Source organism: Billgrantia montanilacus (assembly GCF_003336675.1).
Lineage (GTDB): Bacteria > Pseudomonadota > Gammaproteobacteria > Pseudomonadales > Halomonadaceae > Halomonas > Halomonas montanilacus.
The window spans coordinates 1-16,000 of sequence record NZ_QPII01000001.1 but is presented as its reverse complement, the minus strand read 5'-3'; the positions used below and the strand labels follow the sequence as shown (position 1 = coordinate 16,000).

General features: G+C 64.8%; 12 protein-coding genes and 1 pseudogene. 4 read left to right on the top strand and 9 right to left on the bottom strand.

Annotation, left to right across the window (positions count from 1 at the left end; translation table 11 throughout):
* Window position 1 precedes the first annotated feature (1 nt).
* The 6 genes from DU505_RS00065 to DU505_RS00040 all read right to left on the bottom strand — a co-directional run bounded on the left by DU505_RS00065 (window position 2) and on the right by DU505_RS00040 (window position 6,993).
* Window positions 2-1,387: an aldehyde dehydrogenase family protein gene (locus DU505_RS00065; protein ID WP_114476959.1), complete on the bottom strand. Its 1,386-nt coding sequence runs from the start codon at window positions 1,385-1,387 to the stop codon at window positions 2-4.
* A gap of 7 nt (window positions 1,388-1,394) precedes the next feature.
* Window positions 1,395-2,774, bottom strand: a complete 1,380-nt coding sequence (locus DU505_RS00060; protein ID WP_114476958.1) for a glutamine synthetase family protein — start codon at window positions 2,772-2,774, stop codon at window positions 1,395-1,397.
* Between the two features lie 106 nt (window positions 2,775-2,880).
* Window positions 2,881-3,945, bottom strand: a complete 1,065-nt coding sequence (locus DU505_RS00055) for a TRAP transporter substrate-binding protein (RefSeq protein ID WP_181872686.1) — start codon at window positions 3,943-3,945, stop codon at window positions 2,881-2,883.
* A gap of 63 nt (window positions 3,946-4,008) precedes the next feature.
* Window positions 4,009-5,331, bottom strand: a complete 1,323-nt coding sequence (locus tag DU505_RS00050) for a TRAP transporter large permease (protein WP_114476956.1) — start codon at window positions 5,329-5,331, stop codon at window positions 4,009-4,011.
* Window positions 5,328-5,855, bottom strand: a complete 528-nt coding sequence (locus tag DU505_RS00045; protein WP_114476955.1) for a TRAP transporter small permease subunit — start codon at window positions 5,853-5,855, stop codon at window positions 5,328-5,330. Before DU505_RS00045 ends, DU505_RS00050 begins: the two co-directional genes overlap by 4 nt.
* 178 nt (window positions 5,856-6,033) lie before the next feature.
* Window positions 6,034-6,993, bottom strand: a complete 960-nt coding sequence (locus DU505_RS00040; RefSeq protein WP_114476954.1) for a LysR family transcriptional regulator — start codon at window positions 6,991-6,993, stop codon at window positions 6,034-6,036.
* Window positions 6,994-7,191: 198 nt separating this feature from the next.
* Between DU505_RS00040 and DU505_RS00035 the strand changes: the two genes are divergently transcribed.
* The gene (locus DU505_RS00035; RefSeq protein WP_114476953.1) at window positions 7,192-7,992 is read left to right on the top strand and encodes a TraX family protein; all 801 of its coding nucleotides are present in this window, start codon (window positions 7,192-7,194) and stop codon (window positions 7,990-7,992) included.
* A gap of 21 nt (window positions 7,993-8,013) precedes the next feature.
* Here DU505_RS00035 and DU505_RS00030 read toward each other — a convergent pair whose 3' ends face one another.
* The 3 genes from DU505_RS00030 to DU505_RS00020 form a co-directional block, all read right to left on the bottom strand.
* The gene (locus DU505_RS00030) at window positions 8,014-10,374 is read right to left on the bottom strand and encodes a putative bifunctional diguanylate cyclase/phosphodiesterase (RefSeq protein ID WP_114476952.1); all 2,361 of its coding nucleotides are present in this window, start codon (window positions 10,372-10,374) and stop codon (window positions 8,014-8,016) included.
* Between the two features lie 113 nt (window positions 10,375-10,487).
* Window positions 10,488-11,318: a cytochrome b5 domain-containing protein gene (locus DU505_RS00025; protein WP_114476951.1), complete on the bottom strand. Its 831-nt coding sequence runs from the start codon at window positions 11,316-11,318 to the stop codon at window positions 10,488-10,490.
* Window positions 11,315-12,607 carry a ferredoxin reductase family protein gene (locus tag DU505_RS00020; RefSeq protein WP_114476950.1) on the bottom strand — a complete coding sequence of 431 codons (1,293 nt, stop codon included), beginning with the start codon at window positions 12,605-12,607 and terminating at the stop codon, window positions 11,315-11,317. Before DU505_RS00020 ends, DU505_RS00025 begins: the two co-directional genes overlap by 4 nt.
* 167 nt (window positions 12,608-12,774) lie before the next feature.
* Between DU505_RS00020 and DU505_RS00015 the strand changes: the two genes are divergently transcribed.
* The 3 genes and pseudogenes from DU505_RS00015 to DU505_RS00005 all read left to right on the top strand — a co-directional run.
* Window positions 12,775-14,166, top strand: coding sequence for an ethylbenzene dehydrogenase-related protein (locus DU505_RS00015; protein ID WP_114476949.1), 1,392 nt, complete (start codon window positions 12,775-12,777; stop codon window positions 14,164-14,166).
* A 1-nt stretch (window position 14,167) separates the two neighbouring features.
* Window positions 14,168-14,719, top strand: coding sequence for a heme ABC transporter permease (locus DU505_RS00010; protein WP_114476948.1), 552 nt, complete (start codon window positions 14,168-14,170; stop codon window positions 14,717-14,719).
* Between the two features lie 206 nt (window positions 14,720-14,925).
* Window positions 14,926-16,000, top strand: a pseudogene (locus tag DU505_RS00005) (PhoX family protein); the annotation flags it as partial.

The following is a 16,000-nucleotide window of genomic DNA, read 5'->3' as shown; positions in this document are numbered from 1 at the left end:
TTCAGGCATGCTTGAGGTGGAAGGACTTGGGCCGCGTCAACGTCTCGTAGCCCAGTCGCGAAAGGGAGCAGCCGCGCCCCGACTGCTTGACGCCGGTCCATGCCAGCTCCGGGTCGAGATAGTCGCAGCGGTTGGTGAAGACGGTACCGGCGTCGAGCCGACGGGTCAGCGCCTCGCCGATAGCCCTGTCGCGGGTGAACACCGCCGCGGTGAGGCCGAAGTCGCTGTCGTTCATCAGCGCGACGGCTTCATCGTCGGAGTCCACCGCCATGATGCCCACCACCGGGCCGAAGCTCTCTTCGGTCATCACCCGCATCGAGTGGTCGACCCCGGTCAGCACCTGGGGCGCCAGGTAGGCGCTGCCCGGCACCGAGAGCGGATAGTCGCCGGGGTCGATCCAGGCCCTCGCCCCGGCGGCGACCGCCTCCTCGATCTGGCCGCGCACGAAATCCGCCGCCGCCGGCCGCACCAGCGGGCCCAGCGAGGTGGCAGGGTCGGTGGGATTGCCGAGCCGAAGCTGCCTGACCCAGGCCACGGCACGCTCGACGAAGGCATCGAAGATGTCGCGATGCACGTAGAGACGCTCGATGCCACAGCAGCTCTGCCCTGAATTGAAGAAGGCCCCGTCCATCACCCCGTCGACGGCGGCATCCAGGTCCACATCGGGGCGAATATAGGCCGGGTCCTTGCCACCCAGCTCGAGCCCGGTGGCAATGAATCGCCCGGCGGCGTTGCGCTCGACCATCGCCCCGCCGGGCACCGATCCGGTGAAGGAGACATGGGCGATGCGGCGGTCCTGGATCAGGTCTTCGGTGGCCTCGTGGGAGAGATGCAGGTGCTGGAAGACCCCTTCCGGCAGCCCGGCCTCGTCGAAGGCCTGCTGGAAGCGCTCGGCGCACAGCGGCGTCTGCGCCGAGTGCTTGAGGATGACCGCGTTGCCGGCCATGATCGCCGGCACTACCGCATTCACCGCGGTCATGAAGGGGAAGTTCCAGGGCGCGACGATGAACGACACCCCCAGCGGCTCGCGGGTGATATAGCGGGTGAAGCCAGGCTTGTCCTCAAGCACGATGGGTGCCAGCGCGCCATCCGCCAGCGCAATCATGGTTCGCGCCCGCTCCTCGAAACCACCGATCTCGCCCGCCGCAGCGGCGATCGGCCGGCCCATCTGCCAGGTCAGCTCCTCGGCCAGCGCGTCGCGACACGCCACGAAGGCATCCACCATGCGCGAGCAATAGCGGGCACGCTCGGAAAGCGGCACGTCGCGCCAGGCCCGCTGCGCCGTCACCGCCCGCGCCAGCGTCGCCTCCACCAGGCCCAAATCGGCCTGTTCCCGCTCCACGTAGACCGAGCCGTCGACGGGGGAAATCGTCTTCTGTATGGCCATATTCACCTCAGATAATTTCGAAATAGCGGTCAAGTTCCCAATCGGTGATATGCCTGCGGAACTGTCTTTCCTCCCACTCCCGCGTGGCCGAGAAGTGCTCGACGAAGTCGTCGCCGAACAGGGACCGTGCCGGCCCCGAGGCCTTGAGCCGCTGGGCGGCTTCCCACAGTGTCTGCGGCAAGGCCTGGCTGGTGGGATGGGTCAGCTCGTAGGCGTTGCCGCTCACCGGCTCGCCCGGTTCGAGCCGCTGCTCGATACCATGCAGGCCGGCACCGATTGCCGCGGCAAGGGCCAGGTAGGGATTGGCGTCGGCACTGCCCAGGCGATATTCCACCCGCTGCGACTTGGCGCTGCCCGGTATCACCCGCAGCGCCGTGGTGCGGTTCTCCACCCCCCAGGTAGCATCGGTGGGCGCCCAGAAGCCGGGGATCAGTCGGGTATAGCTGTTGACGGTCGGAGCGAACATGGCCAGGAACTCCGGCATCAGCTGTTGCTGCCCAGCCACGAAGTGACGCTGGGTCTCGCTCATCTGGTGCGGTTTGTCGACATCGAAGAAGGCCGACTCGCCACTGTCGATGTGATTGAGCGACAGGTGGATATGACCGCTCTGGCCGGGGTAGTCCGGCGACCACTTGGCCATGAAGGTGGCCATCAGGCCGCGACGCTGCGCCCACACCTTGGTGAACGTCTTGAACAGCGCCCCCTTGTCGCCGGCAGCCAGCGCCTCGTCGACGCCGATGGCCGCTTCCAGCACGCCGGGGCCGGTCTCGGTATGCAGGCCTTCGATGGGGAAGTCCATCGCCTCGGAGAGCGCCAGCAGTTCGTGATAGAGCTCGCTGTGAACCGAACTCCTGAGCATCGAATAGCCCATCATGTCCGGCGTCAGCGGCTTGAGGTTGCGAAAGCCCTTCTCGCGGATCGACTCCGGTGTCTCCTGGAACAGGAAGAACTCGTACTCCAGCGCACCGTGGGCGAAGAAGCCCATGTCCCGAGCCTTGGCCAACACGCGCCGAAGCAGCCCTCGCGGACAGATCGCCTCGGCGGTGCCGGTGAACTCGGCGAGAAACAGCAGCATGTCGCCTTCGCAGGCGAGATCGCGACAGCTGTCGGGCAGAATTCTCAGGCCGGCATCCGGATAGCCGGTGTGCCAACCGGTGTACTTGACGTTGTCGTAGAGCTCATCCTTGCTGTCCCAGCCCAGCACCACGTCACAGAAGGCGAAGCCCTCCTCCAAGGCGTGGAAGAACTTGTCGCGGCGCATGTACTTGCCGACCATGACCCCGTCGATATCGAACAGGCCGACCTTGACGTGGCTGAGGCCGCGCTCCTCGACGATGCGCCGGGCATCCTCCGCACTCTTGATCTCTCTTGCCTGAAGTCGGCTCATGGTCACTTCCTCTGCTGCCTTGTTGTTGTCATTCGATGCGCCGGCGATGGCTGGACGGGGCAGGCAACAACAAGTGCCGCCTGCCCCACGGGTTCACTGCCTACGCTCAGCTGTAGCGGTAGGGAGGACCTGCCTGCTGCATGGTCTGGCGATAATCCTTGAGGATCTGCACCACCCGCGCATTGCGATCGCTCTCGGCTGCGATCTCGTCCCAGAACTCCAGCGCCGCATCCTCCAGGGTTTGCCACTCCTCCTCGGGGATCGAGGTCAGCTCCAGTTTGCCACCGGTGGTGCGGTAGTGCGCCTCCCCCCACCAATACCAGTGCTGCCGATAGTAGTGGGAATTGTCCATGCACAGCTTGAACAGGGTCTGCAGGTGCTCGGGAACCTCGTTCCAGCGATCGGAGTTGGCAAAGTAGGAACCGGCCCAGGCACCGGATATGTTGTTGGTGAGGTAGTAACTGGCGACGTCGGCCCAGCCGACGGTGTAGGCCTCGGTGATTCCCGCCCAGGCGATCCCGTCCAGCTCCCGGGTCTGCATGGCGACCTCGATGTCTTCCCAAGGCAGCGTCACCGGTACCACGCCGAAGCGGCTCAGGAAACGCCCCGCCGTGGGGAAGGTGAAGACACGCTTGCCGCGCAGGTCCTCGAGGCTGCGGATCGGGTCGCGGGTCACGAAGTTGCAGGGATCCCAGGCGCCAGCGCCGAGCCAGGTCACGCCGTCGACCTCGGCGTAGGCCTCCTCCCAGATCTCCTTGAGGCCGTAATGGTGGAACAGCGTCGGCACGTCCAGGCTGTAGCGCGAGGCGAAGGGGAAGTAGCCGCCGAAGACCGACACATCCACCGGTGCGGCGATGGAGTCGTCGTCGCTCTGTACCGCGTCGATGGTGCCGCGCTGCATGGCACGGAACAGCTCACCGGTGGGTACCAGCTGGTCGGCATAGAAGAGCTCGATCTCCATCTCGCCGTTGGCGGCCTTGTTGAAGGCATCGATGGAGGGCTTGATGACGTGGGCCGCCAACGCCGGCCCGGCGTAGGTCTGCATGCGCCAGCGAATGGGCGTCCGCGACTGGGCGTGGACATAGGGGGCGCCGACGGTGGCCGCCCCTACGGTGGCGGCCGTAGCGACCCCGGCCTTCTTGAGAAAGTCCCGCCTGTTGCGATTGGTCATGATCATTCTCCCGATCTGGTTTGTTGTTGTTTCACTTGCCCACGGCCAGGCGCCAGGAAAGCGTCAGTAGCCGTAGTAGAGCTCCGGCAGCCACAGCGCCAGCTGCGGAAAAACGGTGATCAAGCCCAGCCCCAGCAGCATGATCATCACGAACGGCCAGACGCTGCGATAGATGTCGCCTAGCGACACCTCCGGCGGCGCCATGGCACGCATCAGAAAGAGGTTGTAGCCGAACGGTGGCGTCATGTAGGCGATCTGCACGGTGATGGTGTAGAGCACGCCATACCACACCGGGTCGAAGCCCAGGCTCACCACCAGCGGCACATAGAGTGGCGCCACGATCACCAGCATCGCGGTATCGTCGAGGAACATGCCCATCAGGATGTAGGAAAGCTGCATCATCAGCAGGATTTCCCAGGGACCGAGGCCCATGCGGTCGAGGAAGACGTTCTCGATCGCCCGCACCGCTCCCAGGCCGTCGAACACGGCACCGAAACTGAGCGCGGCGAGAATGATCCACATGAACATGCAGCTGATGCCCAGGGTGCGACGCACCGTGACCTCGATCACGGCCCGGGTCAGGCGCCCCTTGAACAACGCCGCCAGGGTCGCCGCGAAGGCGCCATAGGCGGCACTCTCCACCAGGCTGGTGAAACCTATCAGGAACAGGCCAGTCATCGAAATGAAGATCAGCAGCGGCAGGATACCCGCGCGCAGCAGCTTGAGCTTCGCACCCAGGCTCATGTTGCGCTCTTCGGGCGGAAGCGCCGGCCCCAGGCTCGGCTGCAGCCGGCAGCGCACCACGATATAGATCACGAACAGCGCAGCCAGGATCAGCCCCGGGATGGCCCCGGCCAGCCACAGCTTGCCGACTGGCTGGCGGGCGATCATGCCGTAGAGCACCAGCACCACGCTGGGCGGCACCAGGATGCCCAGCGAACTACCCGCCTGGATCACCCCGGTCACCATGATCTTGTCGTAGCCGCGGCGCAGCAGCTCGGGCAGCGCGATGCTGGCGCCGATCGCCATGCCGGCCACGCTCAGGCCGTTCATGGCCGAGACGACCACCATCAGGCCGATGGTGCCCACTGCCAGACCACCCCGCAGCGAGCCCATCCAGACATGGAACATCTCGTAGAGGTCGCCGGCGATGCCCGACTCGGAGAGCATGTAGCCCATGAACACGAACAGCGGCAGGGTCAGCAGCGGGTACCAGTTCATCAGCACGAAGCTGGCGTTGAACGGCATCTCCACGCCGCCATCGCCCCACAGCAGCAGCGCCGAGGCGGCCCCGACGAAACCGATGACGCCGAACACCCGCTGGCCGGTCAACAGCAGCAGCATCATGCTCGAGAACATCATCAGCGCGATCATCTCGTAGCTCATTCGGCATCCTCCGCATAGATGTCCTGCCCGCGAGCGGTGGCGACATCCTTGAAGAAGGTCGCAACGGCCTGCAGCAGCATCAGCAGGATGCCGATACACATGATGATCTTGATCGGCGCCAGCGGCGGCGCCCAGGCGGAGTAGTTGCGCTGCCCGTACTGCAGCGCGTAATGGGTGCTGGAGATACCGCCCAACAGCAGCGTGACCAGAAAGAAGATCAGGAAGAGGATGGTGATGGCGTCGACCAGCGCCTGGGTGCGGGGCGTCCAGCGGCTATAGAAGAGATCCATGCGAACATGGGCCCCCATCTGCATCGCATAGGCCCCACCCAGGAGGTAATAGCTCACCAGCATGAACTGGGACATCTCCACGCCCCACATCAGCGGGCTGTTGAGCACCGTGCGCGAGAAGGAGGAATAGAGCAGCAGCCCCATCATCACGAAGACCAGATACATGATCAGCCGACCCACCCCGCGGTTGAGGCAGTCGACCAGGCGCACATAGCGTCTTATTGTTCTTGGCATGTCGGAGAAAAACCTGTGCGGCTTGAAACATTGCGTTTCAGTCTTGGCCGGTCTTGCCCGGGACCGCAAAGAGCATCGATGTTGGTGACGCAGAGACTATCGATAAAAATGATAGTGCGCCCGGAATGAGCAGGCGTCCGGCACCTCTCCCCCTATTGGGTCATGACATGCCGCGCCCTCATGACCGGGTAGACACTTCCGCTGAGAGCCACGGCAAGGCCTGGTCGAGCTGGCGGCGGAAACGCTGCTCGAGCAGGCGGCGGCTGTCCCGAGCCAAGAGCGCCGGCAGGTCGCCCAGCTCGTCGCGACGCGAGACCAGTGTCAGTTCCCGGGTGAGCGGAGCCACCGGCAGCGGCGCCACCTGGACCCTGAGGTTCTCGAGCCCGGCCTGGTAGAGGCACAGCGGCGTGGTGATGGTCCAGCCGGCCCCGGCACTGACCAGTCGCAGCACCGCAAAGGTGTTGTCGAGATGCAGGCGGGCCGGCAGTTCCAGCTTGTTCAAGCGCAGATGGCGCTCGATGGCCTGGCCGATCAGCGACTGCGGCGTGTAGCGCACGAAATCGAGCTGACGGGCGATCCAGCGCAGGTTGTCCAGCGGCCCCGTCCAGCCGAGCGGCACCACCAGCACGAAGGGTTCGCGTAGCAGGGCATGGCGCTCCAGGCCGTCGTAGTTCTCGAGTCGGTCGTCGGAGACGATGATATCCACATGGCGGGTCAGCAGGGCATGGCTGTGCATATGTGACAGCCCGGTGGTCAGCGTGTAGTCGCGGGTATAGCGCCGGATCAGCTCGATCAGCGGCTGGCCGACCGCGGTGGCCAGCGAGTCGACCAGCGCCAGGCGAACCTGGTGCAGCTGGCCGAAGGCACCCGACACCAGTTCGCGACGCGTACTGCGCGCCTCCTCCAGCAGGCGCCGTGCACGGTCATAGAAGAACCGACCCGCGCTGGTCGGCTCCAGGGGCCGGGTATTGCGCTTGAACAGCGTCACGCCCAGCCCCTCCTCGAGGTTGGCCAGGCTCTGCGACACCGACGACTGCTTGAGTCCCAGCCGCCGGGCGGCGGCACTCTGGCTGCCCTGCTCCAGGGTTTCGACGAAAATCTCCATGCTGCGCAGATCGAACCCGAAGCCACTTCGCATCGCTTCCCCTCCCTCCTGAACCCTCGCCATCCGGAACCTGGACCGATATCGCTCGGTCAATGTCTGGTAATGCCACGCTGTCATCGCTACTGTCAGCCAGGCTAGCGTCACAACGGGTAGACAACTGTCGTCAGTAACGTCATCAGAGTTGTCATCACAACTGTCATCACAGCTGTCATCAAAAACATGGAGGTCACGATGACCACACAGGCCGCCGCGCTGCCGGCGACGGATCGCCCCGCTTCGACCTGGACCGGCTGGGGCCAGTGGCTGGCACTGGCCACCATGACCACCGACCACCTGACGCGCTATGTGCTGCCCACCGGCTGGGAGCTCGACTGGGCAGGGTCGTCGATCGGGCGAGTCGCCTTTCCGCTCTTCGCCGCCATGGTCGCCTGGCACGGGCTGTTCAATACCCGCAACCCCCTGCGCTACGCCCGGCGTATCCTGGTGATCGGGCTGGTAGCCCAACTGCCCTACATGATGATGCCCCGCGCGTCGGATGCCTTTCTGCTCAATGTCTGCTTCACTCTGGCGTTGGGCCTGGCCTGGGGCGCCTGGCTGCGTGACCTGCTGTCGCGACATCGGCACGACGAACTTGGCGTTGCATGGGTAGCCCTGGGCGTCGCCGCCACGCTGCTGGTCTGGTACCTGGCCGGCAATTGGGTGGAATACGGGCATCGAGGCCTGATGTTAATTCCGCTGCTCATGCTCGCCTTCCATCATCTTCACGGCGCCGGCGACGCACTGGGCGAACGCCTGCTTGCCGTCGCCCTGGCAACCCCAGTGCTGGTGGTGGCCGGGCTGATGAACAGCTCCGACATGGCCAAGTCCTTCACCGTGGCCACCTGCCTGGCTGTGCTGTGGCTGGCCGCCGGCGCCCACCGCCTCACGCCGAGCGTGCCGAGCGCCATGCCGCGCCGGCTCTGGCTGGCCTGGTACCCCGGCCACTTCATGCTGATTGCCGCCTGGCTCTGGGCAAGCGGTGGCCTGGGCTGACTCGGGGTAGATCCAGCAGGCTCAGTCGGCGATCCGGTTCGACATTGCCGCCTGTCGACAGCTCATGAGCAATGACTCCAACGCCTCTCTGGCCATGGGTCGATGAAAGTGGAAACCCTGGAAGCGCCGACAGCCGCGGGTCAGCAGGAAATCCAGCTGCGCCTCGTTCTCGACACCCTCGGCCACCACCTCGATACCCAGGTGCTGCGCCATCACCAGTATCGTCTCGACAATGGCGGCATCGTTGCTGTCGGAATCCAGGTCGCTGACGAAGCTGCGGTCGATCTTCAGTTCGTCCAACGGCAGGCACTTCAGATACGTCAGGGAGGAGAAGCCGGTACCGAAGTCGTCGAGCGCGAGATTCACACCTAGCCGCTTGAGCTGATGCATGCGATCCACCGCATCTCCCAGTCCGTCGATCATGATGCTCTCGGTCAGTTCCACGGTCAGCCGCGTCGGGTCGACACCATGGCTTCCCACCACCCAGGTCACGCCCTCGACGAATCCCGGCTGGGTGAAGTGCCGCACGCTGACATTGACCGAAAGCCGCGGCAGCGTCTCGGCTGGCAGACGAGCCAACAGCTGGCAGCAACTATCCAGCATCCAGGTCTCGAGCTCGACGATCAGGTCGCTCTCCTCGGCGATGGCGATGAAGACTTCCGGCGAGATCCAGCCGTGGATCGGATGCTGCCAGCGCATCAGCGCCTCCACACCGACGATTCGACCCTCATGGTCGAGCTGGGGCTGGAAGTGGGCGCAAAGCTGGTCTTCGACCAGGGCACGGCGCAAGGCCTGCTCCATTTCCAGGCGCCAGGTGATCTGGGTCTGCATCGCTGGCTCATAGCCGCACACCTGGGCTCGGCCCTTGACCTTGGCCTGGTACATGGCGGTATCGGCATGGCGCAGCACATCGCCCACGTCCTCGTCGACGGTGAGGGGAAAGAGGGTGTAGCCGATGCTCGGCGTGACACTGATCCGCTGGCCCTCGAGATCGTAGACCTTGCGCAGCGAGGTGAGCAGGTCCATCGCCATCTGCTCGGCCCGCACCAGCTCGGCCATCCGGTCGCCCGACAGGGCCGGCACCAGCACCACGAACTCGTCACCGCTGAGGCGCGCCGCCATGTCGCCATCGCGCAGGCAGATCAGCAGCCGCTTGCTGAGTTGCCTGAGCAGCTCGTCGCCGACAGCGTGGCCCAGTGAGTCGTTGATCATCTTGAAGCGGTCGAGGTCGAGAAACATCACCAGGCCCAGGCGGCCGTCATCGCAACGATCGCGAATGGTCGAGGCAAGGGTCTCGATGAGTAGTCGCCGATTGGGCAGCTCGGTCAGCGGATCGAAGTAGGCTTGGCGATGGATGGTCTCTTCGGCTCGCTTACGCTCGGTGAAATCCTCGATCAGCGCCACGCCGCCGACGATCTCGCCCGTTTCATTGCGCAGCGCATTGTAGAAGGCTCGCAGCGGCGTCTGCTTGCCGCTGAGAATGGCGCGATAGGTTCCCTCGTAGTAGCCGGCCCCACTGACCAGCGCCTGGCGAACCGCGCCGGATACCCGCTTGTCCTCCACCTGCTCCAGCAGGTTAAAACCCTGCAGACGGTGCCGACTGGTTCCGAGAATTTCCAGGCACCTCTCGTTGAAGTCGATAACACGACCTTCATGGTCGAAGTGCATCATACCCAGGGGCGTGTGACGGAAGATGGCACGATAGCGGCTCTCGCTCTCACGCAGCTGCGCCTCCCGTGATGTCACGGCCAGGCGCAGGGCAATATTGTCGCTGATGATACGGTGAAGACGTCGGCTGACCGTCAGCAGGAGCCCCAGGAACAGCACGACCATGGCTGAGAGCAACCAGGAGAATGATGACCCCTGGAACAGCAGTTGGCCCAGCAGTGGCAGCATGGCGGGCAGTATGAAGAGGGGGGCCACCCACCACACCGAGGAGAGCGTGGTCATTCCACCGGCGGCGATCCCGGTCAGCACGATGGTCAGGGCGACAAGCTGGCCGTGGTGCTCCATGGTGAACATGAACACCCCCGCTGCGCCCCACACGATGCCGGCAACCCCGGCCCCCCAGGCAAACCGGTACAGCCAGCGTCGCTGGCGACGCCGGCTTGCGGGCAGGCAATGATAATACCAGGCAAGCCCCAGGCGACCGGCGGAGACGACGACCAGCGCGGCCAGCCACCCGATCAGTAAAGTGGCCGGCAATAATGGCCACATGGCGGCGACCAGCAGGCACGCCCCCAGCACACTGGCCAGCACCGGCTGCCACAGTCGCTCGTAGAGCAGGCGAACCTGCTCATGGACGAGCTGGCGGTGCTGAGTGGAGGCTGAGAGAGGCGCACCGATACTGTCGCGGCTCTCCGCCGGGGAAGGGACGGGCATGCGATCGTTCCGAATCGATTCAGTCGTTGTGGCCCCTATCTTTACCGCATGCCGTTGGATTTAGCGAGGGAGCCGCCCTCAACGCAAGGCGGCCGGAACACCCCCTGCCGTGTTCAAGGCCAGGAGTAGACGCCACGATTCAGGCCATCCCGGATCGCCGAGATCACCTTGGCACCACGGAGCGTGGCGCCGCTGTAGCCATCGACGTCATCGACCATGCGCTCGGGCTCGTAGAGCGCGAAGATGCGCGTCACGGGCTCACCCTCGAGCCGCTCGGCGACCTGCTCATACTGCACCCTGACGGGGTAGCCCTCGTCGCCCTCCTCCAGTGCCAGGTAGTCCACCCCACGGTAGGCCAGATGGCGATAGTCGACCGAATCGAAGCGCCCATCGCGCAGGTCGAAGGTGATATTGACCTGGATGACCCCACGGTCGGTGAAGACACCGCGGTAGTGGCCATCCAGGGGCATCCCCAGCATGGCACGGTGGAGGCGCTCGTCTTCCGCCGGAGAAAGCGCCCGGTCAGCATCGATCACTTCGGCGCCCATGTCGGCCGCGTCATCCCGCATGACTGGCTGGCCGTCCTCCCCGACCAGTCGTCCCACCAGAAGGGACTCGAGCCTCGACTCGGCTCGCGGGCTATGAGGCACCCCGGGACGCTTGTTCTCCCAGCCCTCGGTGGCATCCCGACCGCACCACTCCAGCATCACCTCCTCCTCGGTAGGGTGGACGGGGATAAAGTCGGTGACGTCATAGACCCTGCCGTAAATGGCCTTCCAGCAGCTCTCGGCGCCATCATGCTCGGCCAGTTCATCCCACGTGATGGCATCGAGCGCTTCGTCGTCACGCGCCTCGTCACTCGACTGGGATAGTGCACTGGCCGACAGCAGGGTGAGGATAGTGGCCAGAAAGGCGATGAAAGCGGTATAAGCGATCTTGTTCATAGAAAATCAAAGACCTCGCTGTGAATGCGTGAGGCAGGAATGCCCTGGTCAGTCAACAGTCGCTGCAGGTGGGCGTTCATACCCGGGGGACCGCAAATGTAGATTTCTCGCTCCACATAGTCGGGACAATGCCGGCGCAGGAAGGCTTCGGTAAGCGGCCCCTGGTCCCGGTAATAGTGTGAAGTATAGGTGAACGACTCCAATTGCTCGGCAATCTCTTCCAGCTCACCTTGGTAATAGGCGCGATCGGGGCTGTTCGCCAGGTAAAACAAGTGTGTCTCCTCGCCCTGGCCGCGTTCTGCCATCTCCCGGGCACCACCGACGAAGGGCGTGATACCGATACCCCCGCCGAACCAGAGCGGCTTGCGCGAGGGAGAGTGCCGCTGGAAGAAGTCGCCATAAGGCCCTTCGATCAGCACCCGGGAGCCCGGTGTCACCGACTGCAGGGCGTGACTGGCATCGCCCAGGTCCTTGATACCGATTCGCAGCCGAGCGTCGTGAGGGCTCGAGGCGATGGTATAGGGGTGCTCCTCGCTGCGCCCGGCGCTCAGGGACTCGTCCAGTGGCGACAGGTAGACGAACTGCCCCGTCTCATGGGCCATTCGGCGACCCTCGGGCTCCAGCACCAGCTCAACCACGCCCCGTGCCAGCGGCTCGACAGCCGCGACCCGGTAAGGCAGGCCCGCGAGGCGGGGTGAGAGCAGCTTGCGCCAGACGATGGCGCCCAGCCCGGCGATACCCAGCAGCCACCAGGGCCAGGTCTCACCCGCCAGCAGCAGTGCGTGACCCAGCCCCAGCAGCAGCGCCGCCGCCGACACCAGGTGCAGCCGCTTCCAACGCTGATAATGCAAGCGGCCGAAGAAGCCGAAGGTGGGCGCCAGGAAGATGACCATGGACAGCCAGGACAGCCAACCAAGCCAGACCGCTCCATGAGAGACAGAGGGGAAGAGCGTCGCTACCGCCGCGTCCAGCGAAGCAGGCACCGCCGCCAGGGCCAGGGCCAGCACATGCACCATGGCCAGGATGAAAGCCCCGAACCCCATCCAGTGATGCAGCTTCCAGAGTCGCACCAACCCGCCGAAGGGCCGGTCGAAACCCCGCAACCGCAGGCTTACCGCCGCCGCCAGCAGCATCAAGGCCAGCCCCAGGATACCGGTCACCCGACCGATCCAGGTGAGCCACAGCTCGGGCGGCCCGCCAATCCCGCCCAGGCGAGGCAGCGCCACCGCGAGCGGCAGCAACAGCAGCGCCATCAGGGCAATATCGCCCGGTCTTGGTAGTCGTCGCATAATTCCCCTCGTTCCCCACCTGCTGCTGATTGTTGCGAATCGATGGTCACATTCAACTGATGTGGCGGATTGTCACGCCTGACTTGATCTGCGTCAGTTCGTTTATCCGTGCGTGACCCACACTAATATCAGCACACATCCGCTCACCCCATCATGTAGGAGATCACATGGCGAGTCATGACAAGAGCGCTGGCCCCTGGCTGGTCCTCGGGCTGCCGGTAGCGCTGGGACTAGCCTGGATCACCCAGGGTACCGGGGTGATCGAGAACGATCCCGAGCGCAATATCTACATCCCCGAAAATTTGACCATGCCGCTGCAGGTGCAGGCCGCCTTCAGCGACGATGAAGTCTATTTCCGATACCGTTGGCCAGCCGAGCGACCACACATCCTCCACGACGTGCTGGTGCGTGAGGGCGACCAGTGGGTCCGCAAGGGCAGCGGAATGCCGGGCCCCAATCCGGATGGCTTCCACGAGGACCGGGTGGCAATGCTGATGGACGACGGCAGCGTCCCGCAGTTCGCCCGCTACGGTGGCTACATGACCGTGGGTGCCGGCGCCGCCGGCTTCACCGACGAAGCACCGGAGGAGGTTACCAAATCGATGCCGGCGACCCGCATGGACCTGGGCGACTGGGCCAGCCGCCAGGCGCCGGAAACCCTCCAGGCCCAGCGTGACGCCGGCTACTTCCTCGACCTCTGGCACTGGCGCGCCCACCGCTCCAACCCGTTGGATCTTTCCGACGATCAGTGGGTCGGCGAAGCGCGCAGCGGCGATGAGGGCCGTAGCTCCTACTCCACCAACTGGGACGGCGATGCCGGCGAGCCGCTGTGGATGTTCTCGCCGGAGCTCGCCGGCAGTGTCGCCATGCGCTGGGAAGACATCGAGTCCGGCGCCCTGGACTTCGACAGCCAGTACTATCTGGCCGAGGCCTTCGCGGTTCCCTTCGACCCGGACCATGACTGGCAGGAAGGCGACGTGATCCCGCGGCGCCTGCTGCGGGAGCCGGCCGACTCCCGCGGCGACATCCGGGTGCATGGCGAGGGCCGCTGGGCAGACGGCTACTGGGACGTGACCCTGGCTAGGGCTCTGGACACCGGCAGCCCGCTGGATGACAAGATCCTGCGCAACCAGGGCCTCTACTCGGTGGCCTTCGCGGTGCACCGCGACGCCACCGGCGGGCGCTGGCACAAGGTCTCGCACCCTTACTCCCTGGGCATGGGACGCGACGACGCCGACCTCACTGCCACGCGCTTCCAAGGCAACTCGCCCGAGTGGTTGGACGACTGGAAGGAGGTGACGCTCTTCTATCCAGGGCAGGTCAACTGGCCGCTGCTGGTGAGCCGCGCCCATGCCGGCGCCGAGAATATCGCCGAAGGCGCGCCGGTACGCAGCCGCCACAGCGAGAAGCAGCTTGCCCTGTATGGCGTGGAAATGGAATTCAACGACGCCATCACCAGCCGCTGGGGTCTAACCCTCTTCGCCGGGCTGCTCGCCATGCTCGGCGTCACACTCGGCATGCAGCCGAGCTTCACCCGCAACCGCCTGCGAGGTCGCTGACATGGCCGCCACACACCATATGCTCATTCACTTCCCGCTGGCCTTCTGGGCTCTCGCCACCCTGATGATCCTCTACGGCGCGGTGATGACCGGCAGGCTGGCGGAACTCTGCCGCGCGGCCCTGCTGCCGGTACTGGTGCTCAGCCTGTTGGGAGCCCTGGCCGGTATCGTCAGCGGCTTGTTGATCTGGCCGCTGGAAGCGAATCTCCACAGCCCCCTGGCGCGCAACCATATCCTGATGGCGTTCTGGTCGCTGGGCATCTTCGCCATGCTCACCGCACTGGTGTGGCGGGCCGGCGAAGCCGCCTTCGACGGCGCTCGCCGTTGGGCCCTGGTTATCCTGGCACTGATCGGTGGCCTGTTCTTCGCCACCGCCGGCACCCTGGGTGGGCACCTGCTGGGCTCCTCTACCGCCTTCTCCCAGATCATCGATCTGCTCGGCTGGGAGGTCTACACCACCTTCTATAGTCCGCTGTGGGTCATCGCCGTCATGGTAATCATCGGCCTCACCCTGGGGGCGCTCGGCATCATGAGCCAGCGCAGAAGCGGCTGACCCAGCATCACCTTCCGTAACTGGCAAGGGCCCTGCTTCGGCGGGGCCCTTGTCGTTATGGACACCCTCCCACTACTTTTCTCGATCACCTCACGCTGTTACAGCCATTCCCGTCTAGACTGAAATTTTCGTGACGTCATGTGAGACACTCTTAATGAAGCAACCCCCAGACCCTCATTCCCTGGGGCACCCCGATCAGCGGCGACATGCCCGCCTTTTCGCTGGATGCCAGCGGCGAGGCACAGGCCAACCAGGTCGGCAGCCACCACAACGGCATGCACTTCTTTCCTCTCGACGGCAGTTCCCACGACAGCCTGCTGGTGCTCAACCACGAGTATGTCGAACCTCGCTTCCTGCACGCCGCCGCGGGCCTGGCACTGCATCGCAACGATTTTCCGCAAAACGCAGATGGATCGCGTGATGCCGACCAGGTGCGCAAGGAGCTCAACGCCCATGGGGTGTCGGTGATGCGGATACGGAAAGAGGACGATGACCAGTGGCACATGGTGGAAGATCGCCTCAATCGCCGCATAACCGGACTCACGCCGATGCACTTGGCCGGGCCGGTAGCCGCTTCGAGCATGTGGTGACCAAGTACAGCCCCGACGGAACCATGACCCGCGGCACCCTCAACAATCGCTCCCATGGTGTCACACCGTGGAACACCTACCTGGCCGCCGAGGAGAACTGGGCGGGCTACTTCGCCAACGAGGATGCCGAAATCGACCGCCGCCAGTCCCGCTATGGCATCGAGACACGTGACAGCGGCCGCTACCAATGGCACAAGGCGCAGGGCGGCGCCGACGAATACGTACGCTTCGACGCCAGTTCCCCCGGCGCCTCACCCAGTGACGACTACCGCAACGAGCCCCACGCCTTCGGCTGGATGGTGGAGATAGACCCCATGGACCCGGCTTCCACGCCGATCAAGCGCACCCACCTGGGCCGCTTCGCCCATGAGGGGGCGATCTTCGCCCCGGCCGTGGAGGGCCAGCCGGTGGTCTGCTACTCCGGGGACGACGCCCGTTTTGAATACATCTACAAGTTCGTCTCCTCGCGCCCCTACCACGCTGACAGCGCCAACGGTTCGCTGCTCGACGCAGGCACACTGTACGTGGCGAAATTCAACGATGACGGCAGCGGCGAATGGCTGGCGCTGCCCCCGGGCGAGAACGGCCTGACGCCGGAAAACGGCTTCGCCGACCTGGCCGACATCCTGGTCAATACCCGCAGCGCCGCCGACCATGCCGGTGCCACCAGGATGGACCGCCCCGAGTGGGG

Bases quoted from the DNA above. Each gene is read 5' to 3' on its own strand.
- DU505_RS00065 (WP_114476959.1), bottom strand. From the start codon at position 1,387: ATGGCCATACAGAAGACGATTTCCCCCGTCGACGGCTCGGTCTACGTG.
- DU505_RS00060 (WP_114476958.1), bottom strand. From the start codon at position 2,774: ATGAGCCGACTTCAGGCAAGAGAGATCAAGAGTGCGGAGGATGCCCGG.
- DU505_RS00055 (WP_181872686.1), bottom strand. From the start codon at position 3,945: ATGACCAATCGCAACAGGCGGGACTTTCTCAAGAAGGCCGGGGTCGCT.
- DU505_RS00050 (WP_114476956.1), bottom strand. From the start codon at position 5,331: ATGAGCTACGAGATGATCGCGCTGATGATGTTCTCGAGCATGATGCTG.
- DU505_RS00045 (WP_114476955.1), bottom strand. From the start codon at position 5,855: ATGCCAAGAACAATAAGACGCTATGTGCGCCTGGTCGACTGCCTCAAC.
- DU505_RS00040 (WP_114476954.1), bottom strand. From the start codon at position 6,993: ATGCGAAGTGGCTTCGGGTTCGATCTGCGCAGCATGGAGATTTTCGTC.
- DU505_RS00035 (WP_114476953.1), top strand. From the start codon at position 7,192: ATGACCACACAGGCCGCCGCGCTGCCGGCGACGGATCGCCCCGCTTCG.
- DU505_RS00030 (WP_114476952.1), bottom strand. From the start codon at position 10,374: ATGCCCGTCCCTTCCCCGGCGGAGAGCCGCGACAGTATCGGTGCGCCT.
- DU505_RS00025 (WP_114476951.1), bottom strand. From the start codon at position 11,318: ATGAACAAGATCGCTTATACCGCTTTCATCGCCTTTCTGGCCACTATC.
- DU505_RS00020 (WP_114476950.1), bottom strand. From the start codon at position 12,607: ATGCGACGACTACCAAGACCGGGCGATATTGCCCTGATGGCGCTGCTG.
- DU505_RS00015 (WP_114476949.1), top strand. From the start codon at position 12,775: ATGGCGAGTCATGACAAGAGCGCTGGCCCCTGGCTGGTCCTCGGGCTG.
- DU505_RS00010 (WP_114476948.1), top strand. From the start codon at position 14,168: ATGGCCGCCACACACCATATGCTCATTCACTTCCCGCTGGCCTTCTGG.